The organism is Pseudomonas sp. NBRC 111123 (assembly GCF_001320205.1).
Taxonomy (GTDB): domain Bacteria; phylum Pseudomonadota; class Gammaproteobacteria; order Pseudomonadales; family Pseudomonadaceae; genus Aquipseudomonas; species Aquipseudomonas putida_J.
This window is the reverse complement of the sequence record NZ_BCAZ01000002.1, coordinates 182,950-205,354: the sequence shown is the minus strand read 5'-3', so window position 1 is coordinate 205,354 and position 22,405 is coordinate 182,950. Positions and strand designations below refer to the sequence as shown.

The following is a 22,405-nucleotide window of genomic DNA, read 5'->3' as shown; positions in this document are numbered from 1 at the left end:
GGTCGGCCCGGCCGACCCGTTCGGGGGCCGTCGCGGCCCTCACAAGGAGTGATTCATGAAGAAGCTGCTTGCTGTCGCTGCCGCCGTTGCGGCCTTCTCGGCCCACGCCGGTGATCTTTCCGTCGCGGCCACCCCGGTGCCGCACGCCGAGATCCTCAACTTCGTCAAACCGCAACTGGCGAAAGAGGGCGTCAACCTCAAGGTGAAGGAGTTCACCGACTACATCCAGCCGAACGTGCAAGTCGCCGAAAAGCGCCTGGATGCCAACTTCTTCCAGCACCAGCCGTACCTGGATGAATTCAACAAGGCCAAGGGCACCAACCTGGTCAGCGTTGCCGGCGTGCACATCGAGCCGCTGGGCGTGTATTCGGCAAAGATCAAGAAGCTCGACGAGCTGTCCTCCGGCGCCACGGTGGTCATCCCCAACGACGCCACCAACGGTGGCCGCGCACTGCTGCTGCTGGACAAGGCCGGCGTGATCAAGCTCAAGGACAACACCAACATCCTGTCTACCGTGAAGGACGTTGCCGAGAACCCGAAAAGCGTGAAGTTCCGTGAGCTGGAAGCGGCCACCATCCCGCGCGTGCTGACCCAGGTCGATATCGCCCTGATCAACACCAACTATGCGTTGGAAGCCAAGCTGAACCCTGAGAAGGACGCGCTGGCCATCGAAGGCAGCGACTCGCCGTACGTGAACATCCTGGTTGCCCGCCCGGACAACAAGGACTCGGATGACATGAAGAAGCTGGCAGCAGCGCTGCATTCGCCTGAGGTGAAGCAGTTCATCAACGAGAAGTACAAAGGCGCTGTGGTTCCGGCCTTCTAAGCCGTCATATCGCGCGGGATGCTTCGCGGGTAAACCGGCTACCACAGGTACGGCACAGGCTTTGAGCCTTGTGCTACCCCTGTGGGAGCGGGTTTACCCGCGAAGCTTTTACAGGCCACTCAATCCCGTTTCACCAGACCGGGCAACTGCGCCACCAGCTTCTGGTTGTTGAACGGCGCACGAATGAACCCGCGCTGGCGCCCATCCGGCCCGACGACCGCCAGGTTGCCGCTGTGGTCAACGGTATACCCCGGCTTGCTGGTATCCGCCGGGATGAACGGAATGCTCAAGGCATTGGCCAGTTTCTGGGTATCCTCGATCGACCCCGCCACCCCGACGAAATCCTTGTCGAAATAGCCCAGGTACTGCTTCAGCTGGTTCGGCGTATCGCGGTTCGGGTCCACACTCACCAGCACCACCTGCAGCCGGTCCACGGCCTCTTTGGGCAGCTCGCTCTTCACCTGGCGCAACTGGGCCAGGGTGGTCGGGCAGATGTCCGGGCAGTAGGTGTAGCCAAAGAACAGCAGCGACCACTTACCCTTGAGGTCGTCCAGTTGCACCGGCTGGCCATCCTGATTGGTCATGGTCACGTCGGCCACCGCGCGGCTCTGCGGCAAGAGAATGATGCCGGCGTCGATCAGCTCGGTCGGGTTGAGCTGGCCACGGCCATTGAGCACTTTGTTGACGGTAAGGCCCAGGATCAGCGCGACCAGGGCGACGAGGATGAAGACGGTTTTCTGGGTTCGAGTCATAGATTCAGCAACAGGTAGTGGTCAACGAGCAACGCGATGAACAGCGCGAACAGGTAACCGATGGAGTACTTGAAGGTTCCGATCGCCGCGTGCGGCCGGCTGCCACGGTACAACACCCAGGCCCATTGCAGGAAGCGCAGGCCCAGCGCCAGGGCACAGGCCAGGTACAACAGGCCGCTCATGTGGATGGCATACGGCAGCAGGCTCACCGCCAGCAATATCAGGCTGTACAGCAGGATATGCAGCTTGGTGTAACGCTCGCCGTGGGTCACCGGCAGCATCGGGATATCGGCCTTGGCGTATTCCTCCTTGCGGTGGATGGCCAAGGCCCAGAAGTGCGGTGGCGTCCAGGCGAAGATGATCAGTACCAGCAGCAGGGGCTCGGCGCTGATATGGCCGCTCACTGCAACCCAGCCCAGCAACGGCGGTGCGGCGCCGGCCAGGCCGCCAATGACGATGTTCTGTGGCGTGGCGCGCTTGAGAAAGCCGGTATAAAGCACTGCATAACCGAGCAAGGAGGCCAGGGTCAGCCAGGCAGTCAGCGCGTTGGTGAACACCAGCAGCAGGGCCATGCCAAGCAGCGCCAGAGCCAGGGCGAACAGCAATGCGGGCAACGGCTCGACTCGGCCTTGGGCCAACGGGCGTTTGTGGGTGCGCGCCATCAGCGCGTCGATGCGCCGGTCCACTACATGGTTGACCACGGCTGCGCTGCCTGCGCACAGGGCAATCCCCAAATTGCCGAACAGCAGCACGCTCCAGCTGACCCCGGCGCGGGTCGCCAGGAACATGCCCGCCAGCGAGGTGATCAGCATGAGCACCACCACTTTGGGCTTGGTCAGCTCCAGGTAATCGCGCCAACCGGAACGCCTTGCGCTCAGAAGCGTCGCCACGAATCGTTCCTCATGTGGTGGGTGATGCTTACCCCGGCCACGGGCCGCAGGCGCCAGCCATGGCCAACCCCGACGCGCACCTTGTCGACCACGCGAATGCGGTAGTTCACCAGCACCATGCTCAGCAGCAGCAGGGCACCTCCAGCGTTATGCGCCACTGCCACGGCCAGCGGCAGGTGGAACAGCACATTGCTGACGCCCAGCCCGATTTGCACTGCCAGCGCCAGCAACACCAGCCGCGACAGGCCTGGGAGGCCACAGCGGTGCAGCTTCCAGCTGAGCATCAGCAATACACAAGTCACCAGTAGCGCGCCCAAACGATGGCTGATGTGGATGGCCGTGCGCGCATCGCTGTCCAGTTGCCCACCCAGGTAATTGGGGCCGACATGCTGGGTGAGGTGGAAGCCGTTGCTGAAGTCTGCCGCCGGCCACCACTGGCCATGGCAGGTGGGCAGGTCGATACAAGCGACTGCCGCATAGTTGGCACTCACCCAGCCACCCAGGGCGATCTGGCCGATCACCACCAGCAAGGCCAGCGCGGCTATGCGCCGAAGGCTGAGCGGCAGTTTCGGCAAGGGCGCAAAAGCCCGGGACAGACGCAGGGACAGCAGAAACAGCAAGCTCAAGGTGGTAAAACCGCCCAGCAGGTGCGCGGTGACCACTTGAGGCCACAACTTGAGGGTGACGGTCCACATGCCAAACGCCGCCTGCGCCAGCACCACGCCCAGTAACAACAGGGGCAGGCGATAGGGCTGGCCATCGCGGGCATGCCGGCGCACCGCCTGCAAGGCGAGCAGGGCGATCACCACGGCGAGGGAGCCGGCGAAGTAGCGATGGACCATTTCGGCCCAGCCCTTGGCTTCTTCCACCGGATGGTCAGGGAAGTGCAGTCCGGCATGGGCCAGCTGCGCTTCGCTCTTGGGCACGCTGATGAAGCCATAGCAGCCAGGCCAGTCGGGGCAGCCGAGCCCGGCGTGGGTCAGCCGGGTGTAGGCACCGAGCAGGACGACCAGCAGCGCCAGCAGGGTGGCGAACACAGCGATGCGGAAACCAGGTCTGGCCATGGCAGGCTCCTAGCCGATGTTGGACAGCTTGAGCAGGTGACGCAGGTCGTCGAGCACGTGCTTGCCGTTGACCTTGGCGTCGTAGCGCAGCACCAGGTTGCCGTGCGGATCGACAATCCACAGCTGCGGGCCGGGCTCGCCAACCTTCTGCAAGTAGCGCTGGGCATCCAGTGGGTAGCGTTGCAGTTGCGGATACTCGCGCTGCAGCAGCGCCTGGTAATCGCTGCCCAACGGTTGGGCAGCAGCCAGCGCATGGCTGGCACGGCTGGCGTCACGGCCCAGGCCTACCTGGATCTGCCGCACCAGGTACACCAGGCGCTGACAGTCCTCGGCGCAAACTGCGGGTGCGCTGACCAGCAGTTGCCAACGTTGGTCCTCACCTGCAATGCCGATGTCGGTGCGGGTCTCGCCGTTGCCGATCATCGCACCGTGGTAGCTGCGGCCCTCCGGCACCCAGAACTGGAGCTTGTACATGCAGGTGGCCAGGATCATCGGGCCGAGCACCACCAGCAGAATCAGAATCAGCTGCAAACGCCCGCGGGCTCTGGGCTTGCTACGTTCAGGCAGGTCCAGTGGAGTGGCGGTGGCCATGCTGTTTCTCCTTGTTTTTGTGCCAGCCGAAATAGAGGTAGAGCAGCACCAGCGCGATGGCCAGCGCAAACCATTGCACGGCGTAACCGAGGTGTTTTTCCGGGCCCATGGCGACTATCGGCCAGTCCAGCCGATAAGCCGCCGGGCCAGGCTCCAGGCGTACTTCATGGGCGAAGCCTTCGCGATCAAGCTGCTGCCACAACTGAGCAGCGTCGACCGCGGTGAGCAGGTGCGGCCACTGACCGCCAACCGGATCGGGGTGCAGCTGGAAGGTGCTGCCCGGCGCTACATACACCGACGCGTTCAGTGCCAGGGCTTGGTCGGGCGTGTCGAAGTGCACCGGTACGCGGCGGTCCGGCCACGCCAGCCAGCCGCGGTTGACCAACAGCCACAGGCCGCTGGGCTGGTCATGGAAGGGCTGCAGCAGCTCGACACCTGCCTGGCCGTCACGCATACGGTTGTCCAGCAGCAGGCTGTGCTGGGCGTCAAAGCGGCCGTAGAGGTGCACCCGGCGGTAAGCGGCGTCCTGCGTCTGCAGCAACTGGGTGGTTGCAAGCGGGGCATCGACCTCGCGCTCGGCATAGGTGGCCAGCAGTACGCGCTTCTGCTCGGCCCGGCTGAGCTGCCAGCAGCCGAGCGCGATCAGCCCCGGCAGTAGCGCGAGCACTACCAAGGTCGGTATCCAGCCCGGACGAAACGGCCTCACCGGCGCCTCGCTATACTTATCCACATCACCGCATCCCCCCGGAGAAGCGCCATGCTCAAGGCCGCGATAGTCCTGATGCTGTTGGCCACGGTTGCCAGCCTGTTCAGTGGCCTGGTGTTCCTGGTCAAGGACGACGACCACTCGACCCGCCTGCTCAAGGCCCTGACCGTGCGAGTGACCCTGGCGGCCCTGACCGTCGGCCTGGTCGCCTGGGGCTTCATCAGTGGCCAGTTGGTCTCCCACGCCCCGTTCTAGCTACTTCACCGCTCCTACAAAGGGCCCTCTATGGCCTGTCAGAGCACATACACGAAGATGAACAGCCCCACCCACACCACATCGACGAAGTGCCAGTACCAGCTCGCTGCCTCGAAACCGAAGTGTTTGTCTGGGTTGAAGTGCCCGCGCAGGATGCGCACGAACATCACGATCAGGATGATCGTGCCCAAGGTCACGTGGGCCCCGTGGAACCCCGTGAGCATGAAGAACGTCGCGCCATAGATGCCCGAACCCAGCGTCAGCCCCAGCTTGGTGTAGGCCTCGTGGTACTCGTAGGCCTGCAGCGAGATGAAGCTGAGCCCCAGGAGAATGGTCAGCGCCATCCAGAATTTCAGCGGGCCGCGGTGGTCACGGCGCAGGGCGTGGTGAGCAATGGTGATGGTCACGCTGGAGCTGACCAACAATACGGTGTTGATCAGCGGCAGGTGCCACGGGTTGATTACTTCCTTGGGCGGTGGGAACAGTTTCGGGTCCGGTGTGTGCAGCAAGGGCCAGGCGAACTCGAAGCTCGGCCACAGCATATGGGCGATGCCCTTGTGCCCTTCACCGCCTAGCCAGGGCCCGGCCAGCACGCGCACGTAGAACAGCGCACCGAAGAAGGCCATGAAGAACATCACTTCCGAAAAGATGAACCAGCTCATGCCCCAGCGGAACGAGCGGTCCAGTTGCGGGCTGTACAGCCCGGCGCGGCTCTCGCGAACTACCGAGCCAAACCAGCCGAACAGCATGTAGGCCAGGAACAGCGCGCCGACGAAGAAGATCAGCGGCCCGTGTGACGACGGGTGGCCGGCCTTGAGGTCGTTGAACCAGGTGCCCAGGCCGAACACCGTGATGAACATGCCGATAGTGGCAATGATCGGCCACTTGCTCTGCGCCGGAACATAGTAATGCTCATGACTTGCCATTGCTGTTCTCCTTCCCTCAACGGGCGCCCTGGACGTCCTGTACCGCGGCATGGGCGACCGGCGGATGACGCGCAGTGATGTCGAACAAGGTGTAGGCCAGTGTCAGGTGCTTCACGCTGGCCGGCAGGTCGCGGTCGACGATGAAGCGCACCGGCATCTCGATGCGTTCGCCGGGCTGCAGCACCTGCTGGGTAAAGCAGAAGCACTCGGTCTTGTGGAAATACGCCGCGGCCTCGGCCGGGGTGATGCTGGGTATCGCCTGCGCACTCATCGGCCGGTTGGTCGGGTTGTGCGCAATGAAGATCATCTGGTTCACCGCCCCAGGGTTGACCTCAAGCTGGTCGGCGGTGGAGTAGAAGTCCCAGACCATGTCGCTGGCGTTGGTCGACATGAACTGCACCCGTACCGAACGCGTCGGGTCGCTGACCTGGCTGCCCTCGTATTGCCCGCCGGTCTTGCCATTGATGCCGAATGCCTTGCACATCACGTCATACATGGGCACCAGGGCGAAGCCAAAGCCGAACATCACCACCGTCAGCAGCAGCAGGCGGGAGACCAGGCGCTTGAGCGACGAGCCTTTCATGGCGGCGCTCCTACTTCACTTCCGGTGGGGTCTGGAACGTGTGGTAAGGCGCAGGCGAGGGGATCGACCATTCCAGGCCCTCGGCGCCATCCCAGGGCTTGGCCGGGGCAGGTGCGCCGCCACGGATGCACTTGATGACGATGAACAGGAAGAACAGCTGCGTGGTGCCGAACAGGAAGGCCCCGATCGACGACACCATGTTGAAGTCGGCAAACTGCAGGTTGTAGTCGGGAATACGCCGCGGCATCCCGGCCAGCCCCACGAAATGCATGGGGAAGAAGGCCATGTTCATGCCGACGAACGACAGCCAGAAATGCAGCTTGCCGAGGGTCTCGTCATACATGTGGCCGGTCCATTTCGGTAGCCAGTAGTAGGCCGAGGCAAAGATGCCGAAAATCGCCCCGGGCACCAGCACATAGTGGAAGTGCGCCACCACGAAGTAGGTGTCGTGGTACTGGAAGTCCGCCGGGGCGATGGCCAGCATCAGCCCGGAGAAACCTCCGATGGTGAACAGGATGACGAAGGCAATGGCGAACAGCATCGGCGTCTCGAAGCTCAACGAGCCTTCCCACATCGTGCTGACCCAGTTGAACACCTTCACCCCGGTGGGCACGGCGATCAGCATGGTGGCGTACATGAAGAACAGCTCGCCGACCACCGGGATGCCGACCACGAACATGTGGTGGGCCCAGACGATGAACGACAGGAAGGCAATGGCGCCGGTGGCGTACACCATGGAGGTGTAGCCAAACAGTGGCTTGCGCGAGAACGCCGGGATGATCGAACTGACCGCGCCGAAAGCCGGCAGGATCATGATGTACACCTCGGGGTGGCCGAAGAACCAGAACACATGCTGGAACAGCACCGGGTCACCCCCACCGGCGGCGCTGAAGAAGCTGGTGCCGAAGTGGATATCCATCAGCATCATGGTCACCACGCCGGCCAGCACCGGCATCACCGCGATCAGCAGGAACGCGGTGATCAACCAGGTCCAGACGAACAGCGGCATCTTCATCAGCGTCATGCCCGGGGCGCGCAGGTTGAGGATGGTGGCGATCACGTTGATCGCGCCCATGATCGAGCTGATGCCCATCAGGTGGATGGCAAAGATGAAGAAGGTAACGCTGGCCGGGGCGTAGGTGGTCGACAGCGGGGCGTAGAAGGTCCAGCCGAAATTCGGCCCGCCGCCCGGGCTGAACAGGGTCGAAACCAGCAGCAGGAAGGCCGCCGGCAGCAGCCAGAAGCTGAAGTTGTTCATCCGCGGCAGGGCCATGTCGGGCGCGCCGATCATCAGTGGGATCATCCAGTTGGCCAGGCCGACGAAGGCCGGCATCACCGCGCCGAACACCATGATCAGGCCATGCATGGTGGTCATCTGGTTGAAGAACGCAGGCTCCACGATCTGCAGCCCGGGCTGGAACAGCTCGGCGCGGATGACCATGGCGAACGAGCCGCCGAGCAGAAACATCATGAAGGCGAACCACAGGTACATCGTGCCGATGTCCTTGTGGTTGGTGGTCAGCACCCAGCGCATCAGGCCCTTGGCCGGGCCGTGGGCGTGGTCATGGCCCTGGGCGTGGTCGTCGATCACTGCACTCATGTCCTGTCTCCTGCAATCCGCTGATTGCCGCGCAAAACCCGGTTCACTTGGCTTCTGCCTGCTTGAGCGCCAGCACGTCCTTCGGCGTGACCATGTCGCCCTTGTTGTTGCCCCAGGCGTTGCGCTCGTAGGTGACCACGGCGGCGATGTCGACTTCCGAAAGCTGCTTGCCGAACGCGGCCATCGCCGTGCCCGGGCGGCCGTGGTACACGGTGCTCAGGTGTTCTTCCTTCGGCCCGGTGGCCACTTTCGAGCCTTTGAGCGCCGGGAACATCGGTGGCAGGCCCTGGCCCTCGGCCTGGTGACAGGCCACGCAGGTGGTGTGGTAGACCTTGTCGCCACGCTCGACCAGCTCTTCGAGCGTCCAGTCCTTGCTGGTCAGTTCCTTGAGCTTGGCGGCCTCGGCCTTGCGCTCGCCGAGCCAGGTGTCGTAATCGGCCTTGGACTTGACCTCGACCACCACCGGCATGAAGCCGTGGTCCTTGCCGCACAGCTCGGTGCACTGGCCGCGATAGATGCCGGGCTTCTCGATACGGGCCCAGGCTTCGTTGACAAAGCCTGGGATGGCGTCGCGCTTGACCGCGAAGGCCGGCACCCACCAGGAGTGGATGACGTCGGCGGCGGTCACCAGAAAGCGCACCTTGGCACCCACCGGCAGCACCAGCGGCTGGTCCACTTCGAGCAGGTAATGCTCGTCCTTGGGCGCCTTGTTATGAATCTGATCGGAGGGGGTGGCCAGGTTGCTGAAGAATTCCACATCCTGGCCCAGGTACTTGTAGTGCCACTTCCACTGGTAGCCGGTGACCTGGATGTCAAGGTCCGATTCGCTGGCGTCATAGATGTCGATCAGGGTCTTGGTGGCTGGAATGGCCATGGCCACCAGTATCAGGAAAGGGACGATGGTCCAGAGGATTTCCACCCAGGTATGCTCGTGGAAATGCGCAGGCTGCTGGCCAGTGGAACGGCGGTGGATGACCATGGACCAGAACATCGCACCAAACACAACGATGCCGATGATCACGCAGATCCAGAAGATCGTCATGTGCAGGTCGAACACGGCGTTGGAGACTTCCGTCGCCCCCGGGTGCATGTTCACTGTCCAGGCGGCGTTGGCCTGACCAAAAACCGACCACAACAGGAGGCCCATCCAGACATGTGGATGTCGCATCATTGCGGGTTCCCCTTCTCGTTCTTGTAGTCCCGGAGGCGTGGCCTGCGGCAAGAGGGAACGGCGGTCAAGACTACCTGGCTTCGACGACCGAGCCCCTGCAAAAGCAGTCGGGCCTCATCAACGAATCACGTTCCACCGGAGTATAGACAGCGACCAATGGCACGCAACGGCACCGGTGAAATGAACTTCACGAATCAGGAAAAAGCCTGCAAAGGCCCGGGCTTGATGGGTTATGGCAAAATACTGGCATCGCGATATGCCGAACTGCGCACACGTTTGCGCGATTTATAACAAATGCGTCTTAGGTATTCTGTATACCGAGCTAATTTAGTGTCTTCCGTCTGAAACGTCTTGTCCCTGGAGTTGTCATGAACATCGCCGCTGTACGCGAGCAGATTAGCCAAGCCCACGATCACGAACGCCGCACCGGCCAACTGAAGGAGCGTCTCGAGCTGCAACTGCCTCACCTGCACCCCTCGATCCAACTGCCTGAGCAGGACGCCCAGGGTACTTTGGCGCGCTTCGTCAGCGCTTACATCGATCAAGTTCCGGAGCTGCTGGAAGCTGCCCACAACGTGTCCCGCGAAGCAGGGATCGAATCCCAGATCAAACCAGTGCTGAAAATTGCCGAAGCCTATTTCCTGCAGCCGCCGAGCGTGATGCAGGGGCATGTGGGCCTCGATTGCCTGTTGGATGAGGCGTACCTTGCACACCGCCTGGTGGAGGAGGTCAACGATCTGTACATCCGCCACTTCCAGCAGCCCCTGATCCCGGTCGACACCACCGTGGCCAACCTGATCGCCCACCAGTTGATCGGCGAAACCTTCGCCAACCAGCTGGATGAGGTAGTGCACCATTCGGTGGATGAAATGCTGGACGACGAAAGCTTCGCCGCAGAGTCGGTGGAAGCGTATCGCGAAACCCTCCGCAGCCCACAGACAGGCGAAGCCTGGAAGCGCTGGCCGTGCCTGTCGCGCCAGCTGAACGTAGAGTTTGGCCAGGCCAACGCCTGACCTGCCGAGCCGGTGGGGGAAAGCGCTCCCGCTGCTGCCCCCCATTTTCGATCATTACTGTCATCCGGCCGCCCAAGGGCGGCCTTTTTCATTTCAAGGTGATGACAATGACGATCAGAAGAAACCGGATCTACACGGACCTGCTGCGTAGTACCTATCGCACGATATGGGGCAACTGGGGCCTCAACACCTCCATCAAGCCTGGCGCGGTCGGCATCATCGACACCGACTCCGGCGACTTCAAGCTTGTCGCCGACTGCCTGCCCGGCGTCGAGATCAGCAAGAATCAGCAAAGCCGCAAGTGGGATTTCAAATCCACGGGTGTGACGTGCAGGAGCATCAACGCCAATGTCGGGGGGGTGATCTTTGACCCGAGTACCGGTGCCGAGGTCAAACCTGATGCCGCGCTGGAGTGGACCTTCGACAAGGAAAATTCCATTACTTCGGAGTTTGCGATCGCCGGGGAGCATGCCATCAGTAACCTCACCGTCCTCGACGACCAGTACGATTGGCTGCTCGCCCAGGCGCGCAAGTTGAACATGGCCACCGCCAGCGGTATCTCTGAAGGGTTTGGCGTGGTGACCTCGGTCATCTACGCCAGTAGTGGCCTGAATGCAGCGGCGAAGAAGAGCAAGGCCAGCTTCACCGTTTCGGGCAGCGCAAGCGGTCTGAACCGCCTGCTCGGTGAAGGCGGCATCAGCGGCAAAGGCAAGGCGAGCTACGTGTTCACCAGCAACTCCAGTGAAGTCGAGACGCATACCCTGCCGGCCAAAAGCGGTGAAGTGGCAACTGAACCTCTGCCTGTCGCCTATACCTTTGCCTCGTTCGCCGGCAGCCGTGTACTGATCCCGAGCTGGGTCGGCAAGATCGGCGTACTGAACCTGCTGGTGGACAGCAAGGCATCGTCCTTCACCACTTACACCACAAAGCTCACACTGTCCTACCAAACCCCGGCCGGCCCGGTCGAAGACTCAAGGACCGTGGTCGGTGGAAGCTCGGCCAGCTTCGGAGAAATCCCCCTGACCGCCACCGAAATGGTGCTGACTGCGGAGTTCATCAACATCGGCTCGAATACTCGCAAGTCGATGAGGTGGAACACGCCTGCCAGCGAGTGGCTAGGCGGCACCCGTACCGTGAACCTGACAGGTACCTGGCCGGGTGCACCGAACATGACAGAGGTCAAGAGCTGACCTCAAGTACCCGCAACGCTGCGTAAACGCCCTTCCACCCTGCGCTTGAGCCCCCGCTGCTCGATGCGCAGGTTGCAGCCGCTGGTCTTGCTCCAGTCCTCCAGCAGTTCCAGGCATGAATGGTCGATGTAGGTAAGGTTGGCCAGCGGAACATGCAAGGTACTGCCGGCAGGCACGCTATCGAGCACCTGAGTCAGTGCCGGCACCTTGAGGAACGTTGCCGCCCCGCTCAGGCGCAGCTCCATATGGCCACGAGGCTCCAGCTCAACAAGGCAGATTTTCAGGCGCGCGGCCTTGAATGCCAGCTTCAGCAATGTCAGCGCGAAGCCCAGCAACACACCGGTCAAAAGGTCGGTGAAGATGATCGCCATGGCCGTCGCCACGTAGGTGAACATCGGCATCCGCCCATAGCGGCGCAACCCCCGCAGCGCCTTGAAATCAACCAGCTTGATGCCGGTGTAGACCAGCACGCCTGCCAGGCTCGCCACCGGAATCTGCTGCAGCACGCTGCTCAGTACCACCACGAACGCCAGTAACCACAAGCCATGCAGGATGGCCGAGGCACGCGTTTGCGCGCCGGCCTGGACGTTGGCCGAACTGCGCACGATTACACCGGTCATCGGCAAGGCTCCCAGGATCCCGCAGAGCATGTTGCCAATGCCTTGTGCCGAGAGCTCGCGATCAAAGTCCGAGCGCTGGCCGCTGTGCATTCGATCCACCGCTGCCGCCGACAACAAGGTTTCAGCACTGGCGATGAAGGCCAGCGCGAAGGCTGCCACCAATAGGGTCGGGTCGGCGAGCCGCATCAGGTCATCCGGGCGGATCCAGTCGATCGCTTCGGACAGGTCAGCCGGCACTTGCACGCGGTTCACCGGCAGCGCCAGCCACATGGCGACGGCGGTCATTGCCGCCACGCCCAACAACGCACCGGGCACGAAACGCAGCTTCTGTGGCCGCAGGCGCTCCCAGGCCCACATGATGGCAATGGTACCTAGCCCGAGCGCACCGGCCATCCAGCCTGAACCTGCATGTTCCAGCGGCAAGGCAGCGCTCACGGTCGCGGGAAACTCAAGCAGGTTCTGCATGCCCGACGGCTGCGGCGCCGTGTCGAACATGACATGCACCTGCGACAGTACGATCAGCACACCAATGCCAGCGAGCATGCCGTACACCACGGCCGGCGCCGTGACACGAAACCAGCAGCCCAGGCGCAGGCGCCCGGCCAGCAATTGCAGAATCCCCGCCAGCAGCAGGATAGGCCCGAGCATCGCCATGCCATGTTGGCGTACCAGCTCGAACACCAACACCGCCAAGCCAGCCGCCGGCCCACTGACCTGCAACGGCGAACCCGCCAGGAAGCCGACCACGATACCTCCGATGATGCCAGTGATCAGGCCCTTGGCCGGCGGCATGCCCGAGGCGATCGCGATGCCCATGCACAACGGCAGGGCAACCAGGAACACCACCACCGACGCCAGCAACTCACGCGGCAAGGCCGCTTTCAACTGTGTCATGTTCACCATCTTTCTCCTTTCTCTGTCGCACGGCCATTCCGCTGGCCGTGGGCACGTTTGATCCCTGACGAGCGCGCAGGCGCGGGCCGCCAGCGAGATCGCCGGCAGGGCAGTCAGGGCATTTTCAAGGCAGCCGAAGGCCGCGCCACACCCGCGGTGGGTGCAGCCGGCTATTCAAGGTTCAGCTGTGGACGGGTCGCTTAGTAGCGGCCTCTCGGAGTGGCACTTGGCACCGGCTGGCCAGCGGCCAGGGGCAGGAAGCTGTCGCTGACAGCGTCGTAGGCTTCGATCTTGCTGGTCTCGATGTCGTACACCCAGCCATGGATGTACAGCTCACCTGCGGCGAGGCGCGACGCAACCGACGGGTGCGTACGCAGGTGATGCAACTGGGCGATCACGTTTTCCTTGGTCAGCACTTGCATGGTTTCGTGCTCGCTGCCGCAGGAACAGTTGTTCTCGACCACGGTGCGGGCAACTTCCGCATGGCGCAGCCAGGCGGAAACCGTTGGCATCTTGGCCAATGACTGCGGGTTGAGCACCGCACGCATGGCGCCACAGTCCGAGTGACCGCAAATGATGATGTGATGGACCTTCAATGCCGATACGGCGTACTCGATGGCGCTGGACACGCCGCCGTTCATCTGGCCGTAAGGGGGTACCACGTTACCGACGTTACGGGTCACGAACAGGTCGCCCGGCGAGCTCTGAGTGATCAGCTCGGGGACAATGCGCGAGTCGGCACAGGTGATGAACATGGCGCGCGGGGTTTGCGCGGTGGCGAGCTTCTTGAACAGCTCCTGCTGCTCGGGGAAGACATCATGGTGAAAGCGCAGGAAGCCGTCGACGATGTGCTTCAGGGCGGCATCGGCGCTCTCCGCGGGGGCTTGCGGAACGACCTTGGATGGGTCCTTGACGGGCATGATTCATCCTCTTGACGGTGTGTAGGTAAATCCATTTTACCGGTGAAAGATTCTGGCTATGCGCAGATTTAGATGACGCGCGAGAGCGATAGATCACAGTCTTCGTTGACTGGATTCCTACGCTAGCGGGGAAAACTTAACTGAAACTTAATTCGGAGGCTCTAGAACGGGTGTTCCAGATCGAAAAGGCGGGAACTGAATAATAGCAAAAAAGCATCAACTGCCAAGTGCCATTAGCACAATTATCGTCTCGGATTAGCTGGGCTAGGGATGGCCACTGCCATCAGAACAACGCCATCTGCCCACCCGGCGGGCAGAACGCCGAACAGTCCAGGGGCTGTGCCTCGCGCGCGGCGAAGTCCAGGCGCTTCATGGCCTTGGCAAAACGCTGCGCCAACAACTCAGCAAAGACCCCTTCGCCACGCATCCGCGCACCAAAGCGGCTGTCATACAACTCGCCGCCCCGGCTCTGGCGAATCAGGCTGAGCACATGGGCCGCGCGCTGCGGATAATGGTCCTGTAGCCACTGTTCGAACAACGGCGCCACTTCCAACGGCAAACGCAGCATCATGTAGGCAGCACTCTGTGCGCCGGCTTCCTTGGCAGCCTCCAGCAAGTGCTCCAACTCGCTGTCGTTGATCATCGGAATCATCGGTGAACACAGCACACCCACCGGCACACCGGCCTCGCGCAATACGCGAATGGCCCGCAACCTGGCATTGGGTGACGCCGCGCGCGGCTCAAGCACCCGCTTGAGGTCATCGTCCAAGGTAGTGAGGCTGATCATCACCCGGGCCAGACGCTGGCTGGCCATTTCGGCCAGCAGGTCGAGGTCGCGCAATACCAGCGCGCCCTTGGTCACGATGGTCACCGGGTGCCGAAACCGCAGCAGCACTTCCAGTATCCGCCTTGTCAGTTGCTGCTCCCGCTCGATCGGCTGGTAAGGGTCGGTGTTGGAGCCCAGGTTGATGGGTGCACAGACGTAGCCCGGCTTGCTCAGCTGTTGCGCAAGCACTTCGGCTGCGTTGGTCTTGGCAATCAGCTTGGTCTCGAAATCCAAACCTGGAGACAGATCCCAGTAGGCATGCGAAGGGCGGGCATAGCAGTAGATGCAACCATGCTCGCAACCTCGGTAGGGATTGATCGAACGGTCGAAGGGGAGGTCGGGGGAAGTGTTGCGGCTGATGACCGATTTCGCCGTCTCGATGCGCACCTCGGTGCCCTGGGTCTGGGGCACCTCCTGGTACCAGCCGTCGTCCTCCGCCACCGAATGGTTGGGTGCGAAGCGGTTATGCGGATTGTGAGCCGTACCACGGCCCTTTAACGCTGTCGTAGGTATCATCGCTAACCCCTGATACTGTATTCATATACAGTATCCGCATCCCTGCGATATGACCAGCCCCTCCGGTCAGGACAGGCCGTGCCAGCGCAAATAGGCTTGCTGGTTGGGCGAGCGCCCGAGGAAGGTTTCAAGCCCCTCCCTCAGCGGGCGTGATGCACCCGGCTCGAACAGCGCCTCCTGCAATGCCTTGCCTGTGGCACGGTCCAGCAAGCCATTGGCTTCGAAGCGGGTAAACAGGTCGAATGCATGAACATCGGCCCATAGGTAGGCATAAAAACCTGCATCGTAACCAGTGACCAGGTGATCGAAGGCATGGGCGGGCCGCTCGAAATCAGCCAACGGCCAATACCCACAACGCTCGCGCGCATCGGCCAGGCGCTGAGCCAGGCTTCTGCCGTCCAACGGCGTGTCATGCAGGTCCAGATCGAAGAGTGCCAGGCTCAGGTCACGCCCGCTGTCCCCGATGTCGGCTTGGCGATACTGACCCAGGAAGCGTTCAGCCTCGGTCTGGCTCATGCCGCTGCCATCCCGGCGCGGCGTGGCAATGGAGGCCAGGTAGCGTGCATCCCACACCCAACGCTCGAACAACTTGCCGAAAAGCTCCACACCATCGGTACCCAGTTCGGTCACGTTGGACATGACATGGTTGCCGGTGCGTACCAACAGGTGATGCAGGGCATGGCCGAACTCGTGGTACAGCTTGCGCAGCGACAGGTGATCCAACAGCGGCTCGGCGCCCGCCAGTGCAGCTGGAATATCACTGTTCACCACCACCACCGCTGCGTGATAGATACCCTCGGCATCCACCCGGCGGTTACGGACATAGTTGGTATACACCGCATCGGCCTGCTTGCCGGCATGCTGAACTGCATCCAGGTAGAAGAAACCAACACGGGCGTGATCCTGCCAAACCTCGAAGGTTTGCACGCTAGCGTCCCACGTCGCCAGTGCCACGGGCCGCAGCTCAAGGGCAAAGAGTCGCTGCGCCAGGTCGACCAGGGCCGCCACTACCGTTTTTAGCGGGAAGTGCTCGCGGAACTCGGTGTCAGCCTGCACCTCGCCGCCACGGTTCTGTAGATAGCCAACATCCCAGGGTTCGACCTGTTGCAGGTGTTGAACCACTGCCTGTCGTTGAAGACCCGCACGCCATTGCTCCAGCGCAGGGCGCAGATCCTTTGCCAGTGCATACAGAAATTCGCGTACCTGACTGGCCGAGCCGGCGCTCTTGGCAAGCAGGCTGAGTTCGAGGTGACTGGCGTAGCCCAACAAACGGGCTTTCTCGTCCAGCAGCTGTGCCAACCGCTGCAGATGGGTACCGTTATCCGCTTGAGCATCGCTGCTTACACCGCGCAGGTGAAAGGCGCGATAGACCCTTTCGCGTAGCGGGCGATGCTGCGCCTGGTTTAGGACTGCCTCGGTGACGGCGGTTTCACACGCAATGAGCCAGCCTCGTTCCCCAGCCGCTTTAGCCTGTGCCGCCAGCTCCTCGCGCAGCCTTTGCGGCAGCCCCTGCAACTGCGCCTCGTTTTCAATCAGCAGCCCAGGCCGGCCTATATTGCCCAGAAAGGTTGCCCGCAGCGCGCCAATCTGAGCCTGCAACTGGGCAAGACGGGGTTTGTCCTGTTCTGCCAGCGCGGCGCCGCTTATAGCGAACTTGCCGAGGTGCCAGCGCAGGGTGGCACGCTTGGCGGCATCCAGGTTCACGCCGTTGGCCGTGCTCGCCAAACGCTCATACAAGACCTGCAGCCGACTGTTGCAGAACTTCTGGTCGAAGCGCGTTACCACCTTGTCGAAATAGCTGCCCAATGCCTGCCCCCAGTCAGCGCCCTTGCCCACAAGTGGCAAACACGCGTAGAGCACTGCCAGTAGCTGTGCGTCCAGGTCATCTACCGCCAGCACTAGGTCGTCCCAGGTAGGAAGGGCCTGCTGCCGCTCGATGATCCGCGCAATGCCTTGCTCATGCGCCTCTAGCACGTAATCGAAGGCGTCAGCCATGTTTTCGAGGGTAATCGATGGATAGTCGATCGGATTTTGGCTGCTTTGCAGCAGAGGGTTGTCCACGGTACTTCACCTTGCTCAGGTCGAGGAGCAAGCGAGCATGCATGGCTGGCGAGGTAGAAATGGCCTGAGTATCTACTACCGGCGAGCGGCATGGGCATGCCTGCCTGGGCACATGGCCCAGGCAGGCAAGACGGCTTCATTCAGCCGGTTTCTTCAGCTTCGGGTTAGGGAAGAACTGCACGGTCTGGACCTTGGCCGGCGTCGCCTTCGGCGCCAGCTGATTGACCCGCGTACCGAGTTCCTTGGGCACCGACAGGCCCTGCTCGTTGAGGGTGTCGGTGAAGCCACAGGCCACGCACTCGCGATGCGGCACGTCGTCTTCGCTCCACATCATCAGCTTGTCGGGCTCGCTGCACGCCGGGCACACCGCCCCGGCGATGAAGCGTTTCTTGGTCTTGTTCACAGCTACCTCGGTCATGCCGCAGCGTCCTCGGTCAGGCCACTGTGGCGCAGCAATGCATCAATGGAAGGCTCACGCCCACGGAAGTCCACGAACAGCTCCATGGGCTCACGCGAGCCGCCGCGGGCCAGGATCGCTTCGCGGAACGCACGGCCGGTCTCGGCATTCAGCACGCCTTCTTCCTCGAAGCGCGAGAAGGCGTCGGCCGACAGCACTTCAGCCCACTTGTAGCTGTAGTAGCCCGCCGCATAACCGCCAGCGAAGATGTGCGCGAAGCTATTGGGGAAGCGGTTGTACGCCGGTGGGCGCATCACCGACACCTCGTCACGCACGCCCTCGAGCACCTGCAGCACGCTGCGGCCATCGCCGTGGCTGGCGTGCAACTCGAAGTCGAACAGCGAGAACTCCAGCTGACGCACCATCATCATGCCGGACTGGAAGTTCTTCGCCGCCAGCATCTTGTCCAGCAGGTCCTGGGGCAGGGCTGCACCGGTTTCGTAATGGCCGGAGATCAGCGCCAGGCCTTCCGGCTCCCAGCACCAGTTTTCCATGAACTGGCTCGGCAGTTCGACTGCGTCCCAGGCCACACCGTTGATGCCGGAAACACCGGCGTGCTCGATGCGGGTCAGCATGTGGTGCAGGCCGTGGCCGAATTCGTGGAACAGGGTGGTGACTTCATCGTGGGTCAGCAGCGCAGGCTTGCCAGGCGCAGCCGGGGTGAAGTTGCACACCAGGTTGGCGACCGGGCTCTGCAGCTCGCCGCCAGCGGTACGGCGGCGGTCGCGGGCGCCGTCCATCCAGGCACCGCCACGCTTGTTGGCGCGGGCGTAGAGGTCGAAGAAGAAGCGGCCGACGTGCTGGCCGTTTTCCTTGATCTCGAACAGGCGAACGTCCGGGTGCCAGCTGTCGAAGCCTTTGAGTTCGGCGATCTCGATGCCGTACAGGCGCTGCACGATGCTGAACAGGCCGCTGAGCACCTTGTCGATCGGGAAGTAGGCGCGCAGGGCTTCCTGCGACACGCTGTAACGCTGCTCGCGCAGCTTTTCGCCGAAGTAGCCGGCGTCCCAGCTGGCCAGCTCGGGGGTACCCTGCTCGGCGGCGTAGGCCTTGAGCTGCTCCAGGTCCTGGGCGGCGAATGGCTTGGAACGCTTGGCCAGGTCACGCAGGAAGCTCAGCACCTGGTCGCTGGACTCGGCCATCTTGGTGGCCAGGCTCAGTTCAGCGTAGTTCGGGTAACCCAGCAATTGCGCCAGCTCCTGGCGCAGGTCGAGGATCTGCTGCATGACCGGGCCGTTGTCGAACTGGCCGGCATTCGGGCCCTGGTCCGAGGCACGGGTGCAGTAGGCGGCGTACAGCTCTTCGCGCAGGGCGCGGTCGCTGGCGTAAGTCATCACCGCATAGTAGCTGGGGAATTCCAGGGTGATCAGCCAGCCGTCGAGGCCCTTGGCCTGGGCGGCAGCGGCCATCTGCGCCTTGGCCGAATCGGTCAGGCCGGCCAGCACGGATTCGTCGGTGACGTGCTTGGTCCAGGCCTGGGTGGCGTCGAGCAGCTGATTGGAGAAGCGGCTGCCCAGCTCGCTGAGCTTACTTTGCACTTCGGCATAACGCTGCTGCTGGTCGGCCGGCAAGTCGATGCCCGACAGGCGGAAGTCACGCAGGGCGTGGTCGAGGATAGTCTTCTGCGCCACGTCGAAACCCGCGGCTTCCGGGCTGCTGAGCAACGCCTGATAGGCTTCGAACAGCGCACGGTTCTGGCCCAGTTCGGTAGAGTAGGCACTCAGCGCTGGCAGGCAAGACTCATAAGCCTCGCGCAGCTCCTGGCTGTTGCACACAGCATTTAGGTGGCTGACCGGGCTCCACGCGGCACCCAGGCGGTCGTTCAGTTCGTCCATGGCCAGCACCAGGCCGGCCCAGGTAGGGTTGCTGCCCTGCTGTTCGAGGATCTCGGCAATGGCTTTACGGTTGTCGGCCAGGATCGCTTCGATCGCCGGCAACACGTGTTCGGCACGGATTTGCGAGAAGGGCGGCAGATCGTAGGACTGCAGAAGCGGGTTGTTCGCACTCACGGTTCGGATACCTTGGCAGGAGAAACACTGCCCCATCTTAATTACAATCGACGCCGACCGCAGCAGGCAGCCTGCCTATCGGCACAGATGAGAGACGCTATCATGGCCATCCGCAGCTTCCAGCAACACACTCCGAAAGTGGGACTCAGGGCTTTTGTCGACCGTTCGGCGGTGGTCCTGGGCGATGTGGAGATCGGTGAAGACAGCTCTATCTGGCCGCTGACGGTGGTCCGCGGCGACATGCACCGCATCCGCATTGGCGCACGCACCAGCGTGCAGGACGGCAGCGTGCTGCACATCACCCACGCAGGGCCCTTCAACCCCGACGGTTTTCCGCTGATCATCGGTGACGAGGTGACCATCGGCCACAAGGTCATGCTGCATGGCTGCACCCTGGGCAACCGCATTCTGGTCGGCATGGGCAGCACCATCATGGATGGCGCCATTGTCGAAGACGAAGTCATCATCGGTGCCGGCAGCCTGGTACCGCCTGGCAAACGCCTGGTCAGTGGCTACCTGTACATGGGCAGCCCGGTTAAACAAGTCCGCCTGCTCAACGACCAGGAGCACGCCTTCTTCCCTTACAGCGCCGGCAACTACGTCAAGCTCAAGGACCAGCACCTGGCCGAAGGCTACGACCAACCGGAATGAACCCGACTACCGAGACGCACATGCACCAGCAGAATATTCTCTTCGACCTCGACGGCACGTTGACCGACCCACGTCTGGGGATCACCCGCTCGATCCAGTACGCCTTGGCCAAGCTGGGCATCGACGAGCCCGACCTGGCCCGCCTTGAACATTTCATCGGCCCGCCTCTGCTGCAGGCTTTCATGCAGTTCTACAGCTTCGATGAAGCCAAGGCGTGGGAAGCGGTGAACTTCTACCGGGAACGATTCCGGGTCACCGGCCTGTACGAAAACCTGGTGTTCGAGGGAGTACCAGAGCTGCTCGAAGCGCTGAATGGCCAGGGCCGGACGCTGTACATCGCCACCTCCAAACCCTGGGAATTCGCCCGTGAAATTGCCCGGCACTTTGCTTTCGACCACCACTTCAAGGTGATCTACGGTAGCGAAATGGACGGCACACGAACCAACAAGGTCGAGCTGATCCGCCACTTGCTGGACGAAGAAGGGCTCGATCCGGCGCAGACGCTGATGATCGGCGACCGCAAGCATGACCTGATCGGGGCTCGCAGCAATGGCTTGCAGGCGGTGGCGGTGGGGTATGGGTTCGGTAGCCGGGAAGAGCTGGTAGCCGAGGAGCCGGCTTTCCACTTCGCTACCGTGGCCGATATGCATCAGGCCTTTATTCAAGGCTGAGGGCCATGGGGCTGGGTTGCAGCCCTTGCGCGACACACGGCCGCTCCTACTGGAGCACGCAATCCCTTGTAGGAGCGGCCTTGTGTCGCGAAAGGGCCGCAGAGCCGCCTCAAAATCTCAAAAACTCACATCAGCCGCTGCAACGCGGCTTTCCTTTCCTCGATCGGCAACCGCCCCAAAGCCTCGACCCGCTCGTAAAACCTCCCCCAATCCCCGTTTACCTCCCGGAAGAGGGCCGCAAACGCCGGCACCCACTGGTCATACAGCCCGAACGGCAACAGCTTGGCATTGCTCAACGGCGCATAGATCCAGGCGTCATAGCGCTTGTCGCCATTCCACTGGCTGTCCCGCACCTGCTTGTACTCAGCCCGCAAACGCTCGAACTCCGCCTGCTTGGCCTCCCGCTTATGCGCATCGTCCTGCGGCCCGGCATAGATCGCCTGCAACCGCTCGCGGCTGGCCAGCACCAAGCGGGTGAACTGGTCGCTCTGCTGCAACTGATCCGCGCTGACCGACGCAAGCCCACGCGCTGCACGCCATTGCCGCGTGCCTTCCTGCTCGACGAAGGTGGCAAACGACTCGTTGAACTCGGTGTCGTCCTGCACATAAAAGCGCTGATGAGCCAGCTCATGGAAGATCAGCGTGGCCAGCCGCTCATCCCCCCAGCCGACCATCGACGACAGGATCGGGTCATCGAACCAGCCCAGCGTCGAGTACGCCTCGACACCGCTCACGTACACGTCCAGGCCTTGCTGGCGCATCACCGCCGCCGCCCCCCGCGCAGCGCCCTGGCGGTAATAGCCCCGGTAAGCGACGCAGCCAGCGACGGGGAAGCAGTGAGTGACCGGCTGCAGCGACAACTCAGGTGTGGCGAACACGTTCCACACCACATAGGGGCGTTGCAGGTCGGCGTAGAGCCGGTAACTGCGGTTATCAGGCAGCTTCAGCTGTTCGCTGGCAAACACCCGTGCTTTTTCTGCATGCACGAGGCGATCACGCAAGCGCGGGCTGCTGGCCGGGTCGGCGATCACCTGGTCCACAGGTTGGCGCGCCCGCAGCAACTGCCATTGCCCCTCGGCCAGCTGGCCGTAATACCCAAGGGTGCTGCAACCGTTCAGCAGAAAGGCACCCAGCAGCGGAACCAAACGCCTGAAAAAGCGGTCGAGTGGCCCAGGGCCTGAGCGCTTGAAAAGAACAAAGAGATCCATCTGGG

The 22,405-nt window shown here is 62.4% G+C and carries 23 protein-coding genes; 7 read left to right on the top strand and 16 right to left on the bottom strand.

Annotation, left to right across the window (positions count from 1 at the left end; all coding sequences use genetic code 11):
- Positions 1-55 precede the first annotated feature (55 nt).
- Positions 56-826 (top strand): MetQ/NlpA family ABC transporter substrate-binding protein, encoded by a 771-nt coding sequence (locus tag APH27_RS02180; protein ID WP_027917177.1) that lies wholly within the window; start codon positions 56-58, stop codon positions 824-826.
- Between the two features lie 119 nt (positions 827-945).
- Here the strand turns inward: APH27_RS02180 and APH27_RS02175 are convergent, their stop codons facing one another.
- Genes APH27_RS02175 through APH27_RS02155 form a run of 5 tightly spaced genes read right to left on the bottom strand, consistent with a single transcriptional unit; the run spans position 946 to position 4,829 of the window.
- Positions 946-1,578 carry an SCO family protein gene (locus APH27_RS02175; protein WP_027917176.1) on the bottom strand — a complete coding sequence of 211 codons (633 nt, stop codon included), beginning with the start codon at positions 1,576-1,578 and terminating at the stop codon, positions 946-948.
- Positions 1,575-2,468, bottom strand: a complete 894-nt coding sequence (cyoE, locus tag APH27_RS02170; RefSeq protein WP_060483859.1) for a heme o synthase — start codon at positions 2,466-2,468, stop codon at positions 1,575-1,577. Before cyoE ends, APH27_RS02175 begins: the two co-directional genes overlap by 4 nt.
- A complete protein-coding gene (locus APH27_RS02165) occupies positions 2,453-3,532 on the bottom strand; it encodes a heme A synthase (RefSeq protein ID WP_027917174.1) in 1,080 nt (359 codons plus the stop codon). Before APH27_RS02165 ends, cyoE begins: the two co-directional genes overlap by 16 nt.
- A gap of 9 nt (positions 3,533-3,541) precedes the next feature.
- Complete coding sequence (locus APH27_RS02160) at positions 3,542-4,123, bottom strand: hypothetical protein (protein WP_060483858.1); 582 nt, start codon at positions 4,121-4,123, stop codon at positions 3,542-3,544.
- Entirely contained in the window at positions 4,092-4,829 is a 738-nt protein-coding gene (locus tag APH27_RS02155) for an SURF1 family protein (protein ID WP_060483882.1), read from the bottom strand. The genes APH27_RS02160 and APH27_RS02155 overlap by 32 nt, the downstream gene beginning before the upstream one ends.
- Positions 4,830-4,880: 51 nt before the next feature.
- On the opposite strand from APH27_RS02155, the gene APH27_RS02150 reads away from it, so the two are divergent.
- A complete protein-coding gene (locus tag APH27_RS02150; RefSeq protein WP_027917171.1) occupies positions 4,881-5,084 on the top strand; it encodes a twin transmembrane helix small protein in 204 nt (67 codons plus the stop codon).
- A 38-nt stretch (positions 5,085-5,122) separates the two neighbouring features.
- Here the strand turns inward: APH27_RS02150 and APH27_RS02145 are convergent, their stop codons facing one another.
- The 4 genes from APH27_RS02145 to coxB are packed head-to-tail and all read right to left on the bottom strand — an operon-like array spanning position 5,123 to position 9,364.
- Complete coding sequence (locus tag APH27_RS02145) at positions 5,123-6,010, bottom strand: cytochrome c oxidase subunit 3 (RefSeq protein WP_027917170.1); 888 nt, start codon at positions 6,008-6,010, stop codon at positions 5,123-5,125.
- A 16-nt stretch (positions 6,011-6,026) separates the two neighbouring features.
- A complete protein-coding gene (locus APH27_RS02140; RefSeq protein ID WP_027917169.1) occupies positions 6,027-6,593 on the bottom strand; it encodes a cytochrome c oxidase assembly protein in 567 nt (188 codons plus the stop codon).
- Between the two features lie 10 nt (positions 6,594-6,603).
- A complete protein-coding gene (gene ctaD / locus APH27_RS02135) occupies positions 6,604-8,193 on the bottom strand; it encodes a cytochrome c oxidase subunit I (protein ID WP_060483857.1) in 1,590 nt (529 codons plus the stop codon).
- Between the two features lie 43 nt (positions 8,194-8,236).
- Complete coding sequence (gene coxB, locus APH27_RS02130; RefSeq protein WP_060483856.1) at positions 8,237-9,364, bottom strand: cytochrome c oxidase subunit II; 1,128 nt, start codon at positions 9,362-9,364, stop codon at positions 8,237-8,239.
- A gap of 156 nt (positions 9,365-9,520) precedes the next feature.
- Between coxB and APH27_RS26740 the strand changes: the two genes are divergently transcribed.
- From APH27_RS26740 to APH27_RS02120, 3 genes are all read left to right on the top strand, one after another.
- Positions 9,521-9,655 carry a hypothetical protein gene (locus APH27_RS26740; RefSeq protein ID WP_256250544.1) on the top strand — a complete coding sequence of 45 codons (135 nt, stop codon included), beginning with the start codon at positions 9,521-9,523 and terminating at the stop codon, positions 9,653-9,655.
- A 77-nt stretch (positions 9,656-9,732) separates the two neighbouring features.
- Positions 9,733-10,377: a hypothetical protein gene (locus tag APH27_RS02125; protein WP_060483855.1), complete on the top strand. Its 645-nt coding sequence runs from the start codon at positions 9,733-9,735 to the stop codon at positions 10,375-10,377.
- Positions 10,378-10,484: 107 nt separating this feature from the next.
- Positions 10,485-11,567: a hypothetical protein gene (locus APH27_RS02120; protein ID WP_060483854.1), complete on the top strand. Its 1,083-nt coding sequence runs from the start codon at positions 10,485-10,487 to the stop codon at positions 11,565-11,567.
- 2 nt (positions 11,568-11,569) lie between these two features.
- Here the strand turns inward: APH27_RS02120 and APH27_RS02115 are convergent, their stop codons facing one another.
- The 6 genes from APH27_RS02115 to prlC form a co-directional block, all read right to left on the bottom strand.
- Entirely contained in the window at positions 11,570-13,087 is a 1,518-nt protein-coding gene (locus APH27_RS02115) for a SulP family inorganic anion transporter (protein WP_027917164.1), read from the bottom strand.
- A gap of 194 nt (positions 13,088-13,281) precedes the next feature.
- Positions 13,282-14,001, bottom strand: coding sequence for a carbonic anhydrase (locus tag APH27_RS02110; protein WP_027917163.1), 720 nt, complete (start codon positions 13,999-14,001; stop codon positions 13,282-13,284).
- Between the two features lie 283 nt (positions 14,002-14,284).
- Positions 14,285-15,343: a PA0069 family radical SAM protein gene (locus APH27_RS02105; RefSeq protein ID WP_060483853.1), complete on the bottom strand. Its 1,059-nt coding sequence runs from the start codon at positions 15,341-15,343 to the stop codon at positions 14,285-14,287.
- A 66-nt stretch (positions 15,344-15,409) separates the two neighbouring features.
- Complete coding sequence (locus APH27_RS02100; RefSeq protein ID WP_060483852.1) at positions 15,410-17,404, bottom strand: M3 family metallopeptidase; 1,995 nt, start codon at positions 17,402-17,404, stop codon at positions 15,410-15,412.
- 136 nt (positions 17,405-17,540) lie between these two features.
- Complete coding sequence (locus APH27_RS02095; protein WP_027917160.1) at positions 17,541-17,822, bottom strand: YheV family putative zinc ribbon protein; 282 nt, start codon at positions 17,820-17,822, stop codon at positions 17,541-17,543.
- Complete coding sequence (gene prlC, locus APH27_RS02090; RefSeq protein ID WP_082434961.1) at positions 17,819-19,906, bottom strand: oligopeptidase A; 2,088 nt, start codon at positions 19,904-19,906, stop codon at positions 17,819-17,821. The genes APH27_RS02095 and prlC overlap by 4 nt, the downstream gene beginning before the upstream one ends.
- Before the next feature lie 66 nt (positions 19,907-19,972).
- Between prlC and APH27_RS02085 the strand changes: the two genes are divergently transcribed.
- Together APH27_RS02085 and APH27_RS02080 are read left to right on the top strand one after the other, a co-directional pair.
- Entirely contained in the window at positions 19,973-20,521 is a 549-nt protein-coding gene (locus APH27_RS02085) for a gamma carbonic anhydrase family protein (RefSeq protein ID WP_027917158.1), read from the top strand.
- A 20-nt stretch (positions 20,522-20,541) separates the two neighbouring features.
- Entirely contained in the window at positions 20,542-21,192 is a 651-nt protein-coding gene (locus APH27_RS02080) for an HAD family hydrolase (RefSeq protein WP_060483881.1), read from the top strand.
- Between the two features lie 125 nt (positions 21,193-21,317).
- On the opposite strand, the gene APH27_RS02075 is transcribed toward APH27_RS02080, so the two are convergent.
- Positions 21,318-22,400, bottom strand: coding sequence for an aminopeptidase (locus APH27_RS02075; protein ID WP_060483850.1), 1,083 nt, complete (start codon positions 22,398-22,400; stop codon positions 21,318-21,320).
- Positions 22,401-22,405 lie beyond the last annotated feature (5 nt).

What these genes read in the sequence shown, in the direction of transcription:
- APH27_RS02180 (WP_027917177.1), top strand. Translation starts at nt 56, where the DNA reads ATGAAGAAGCTGCTTGCTGTCGCTGCCGCCGTTGCGGCCTTCTCGGCC.
- APH27_RS02175 (WP_027917176.1), bottom strand. Translation starts at nt 1,578, where the DNA reads ATGACTCGAACCCAGAAAACCGTCTTCATCCTCGTCGCCCTGGTCGCG.
- APH27_RS02165 (WP_027917174.1), bottom strand. Translation starts at nt 3,532, where the DNA reads ATGGCCAGACCTGGTTTCCGCATCGCTGTGTTCGCCACCCTGCTGGCG.
- APH27_RS02160 (WP_060483858.1), bottom strand. Translation starts at nt 4,123, where the DNA reads ATGGCCACCGCCACTCCACTGGACCTGCCTGAACGTAGCAAGCCCAGA.
- APH27_RS02150 (WP_027917171.1), top strand. Translation starts at nt 4,881, where the DNA reads ATGCTCAAGGCCGCGATAGTCCTGATGCTGTTGGCCACGGTTGCCAGC.
- APH27_RS02145 (WP_027917170.1), bottom strand. Translation starts at nt 6,010, where the DNA reads ATGGCAAGTCATGAGCATTACTATGTTCCGGCGCAGAGCAAGTGGCCG.
- APH27_RS02140 (WP_027917169.1), bottom strand. Translation starts at nt 6,593, where the DNA reads ATGAAAGGCTCGTCGCTCAAGCGCCTGGTCTCCCGCCTGCTGCTGCTG.
- ctaD (WP_060483857.1), bottom strand. Translation starts at nt 8,193, where the DNA reads ATGAGTGCAGTGATCGACGACCACGCCCAGGGCCATGACCACGCCCAC.
- coxB (WP_060483856.1), bottom strand. Translation starts at nt 9,364, where the DNA reads ATGATGCGACATCCACATGTCTGGATGGGCCTCCTGTTGTGGTCGGTT.
- APH27_RS26740 (WP_256250544.1), top strand. Translation starts at nt 9,521, where the DNA reads ATGGCACGCAACGGCACCGGTGAAATGAACTTCACGAATCAGGAAAAA.
- APH27_RS02125 (WP_060483855.1), top strand. Translation starts at nt 9,733, where the DNA reads ATGAACATCGCCGCTGTACGCGAGCAGATTAGCCAAGCCCACGATCAC.
- APH27_RS02120 (WP_060483854.1), top strand. Translation starts at nt 10,485, where the DNA reads ATGACGATCAGAAGAAACCGGATCTACACGGACCTGCTGCGTAGTACC.
- APH27_RS02110 (WP_027917163.1), bottom strand. Translation starts at nt 14,001, where the DNA reads ATGCCCGTCAAGGACCCATCCAAGGTCGTTCCGCAAGCCCCCGCGGAG.
- APH27_RS02105 (WP_060483853.1), bottom strand. Translation starts at nt 15,343, where the DNA reads ATGATACCTACGACAGCGTTAAAGGGCCGTGGTACGGCTCACAATCCG.
- APH27_RS02095 (WP_027917160.1), bottom strand. Translation starts at nt 17,822, where the DNA reads ATGACCGAGGTAGCTGTGAACAAGACCAAGAAACGCTTCATCGCCGGG.
- prlC (WP_082434961.1), bottom strand. Translation starts at nt 19,906, where the DNA reads ATGGGGCAGTGTTTCTCCTGCCAAGGTATCCGAACCGTGAGTGCGAAC.
- APH27_RS02085 (WP_027917158.1), top strand. Translation starts at nt 19,973, where the DNA reads ATGGCCATCCGCAGCTTCCAGCAACACACTCCGAAAGTGGGACTCAGG.
- APH27_RS02080 (WP_060483881.1), top strand. Translation starts at nt 20,542, where the DNA reads ATGCACCAGCAGAATATTCTCTTCGACCTCGACGGCACGTTGACCGAC.
- APH27_RS02075 (WP_060483850.1), bottom strand. Translation starts at nt 22,400, where the DNA reads ATGGATCTCTTTGTTCTTTTCAAGCGCTCAGGCCCTGGGCCACTCGAC.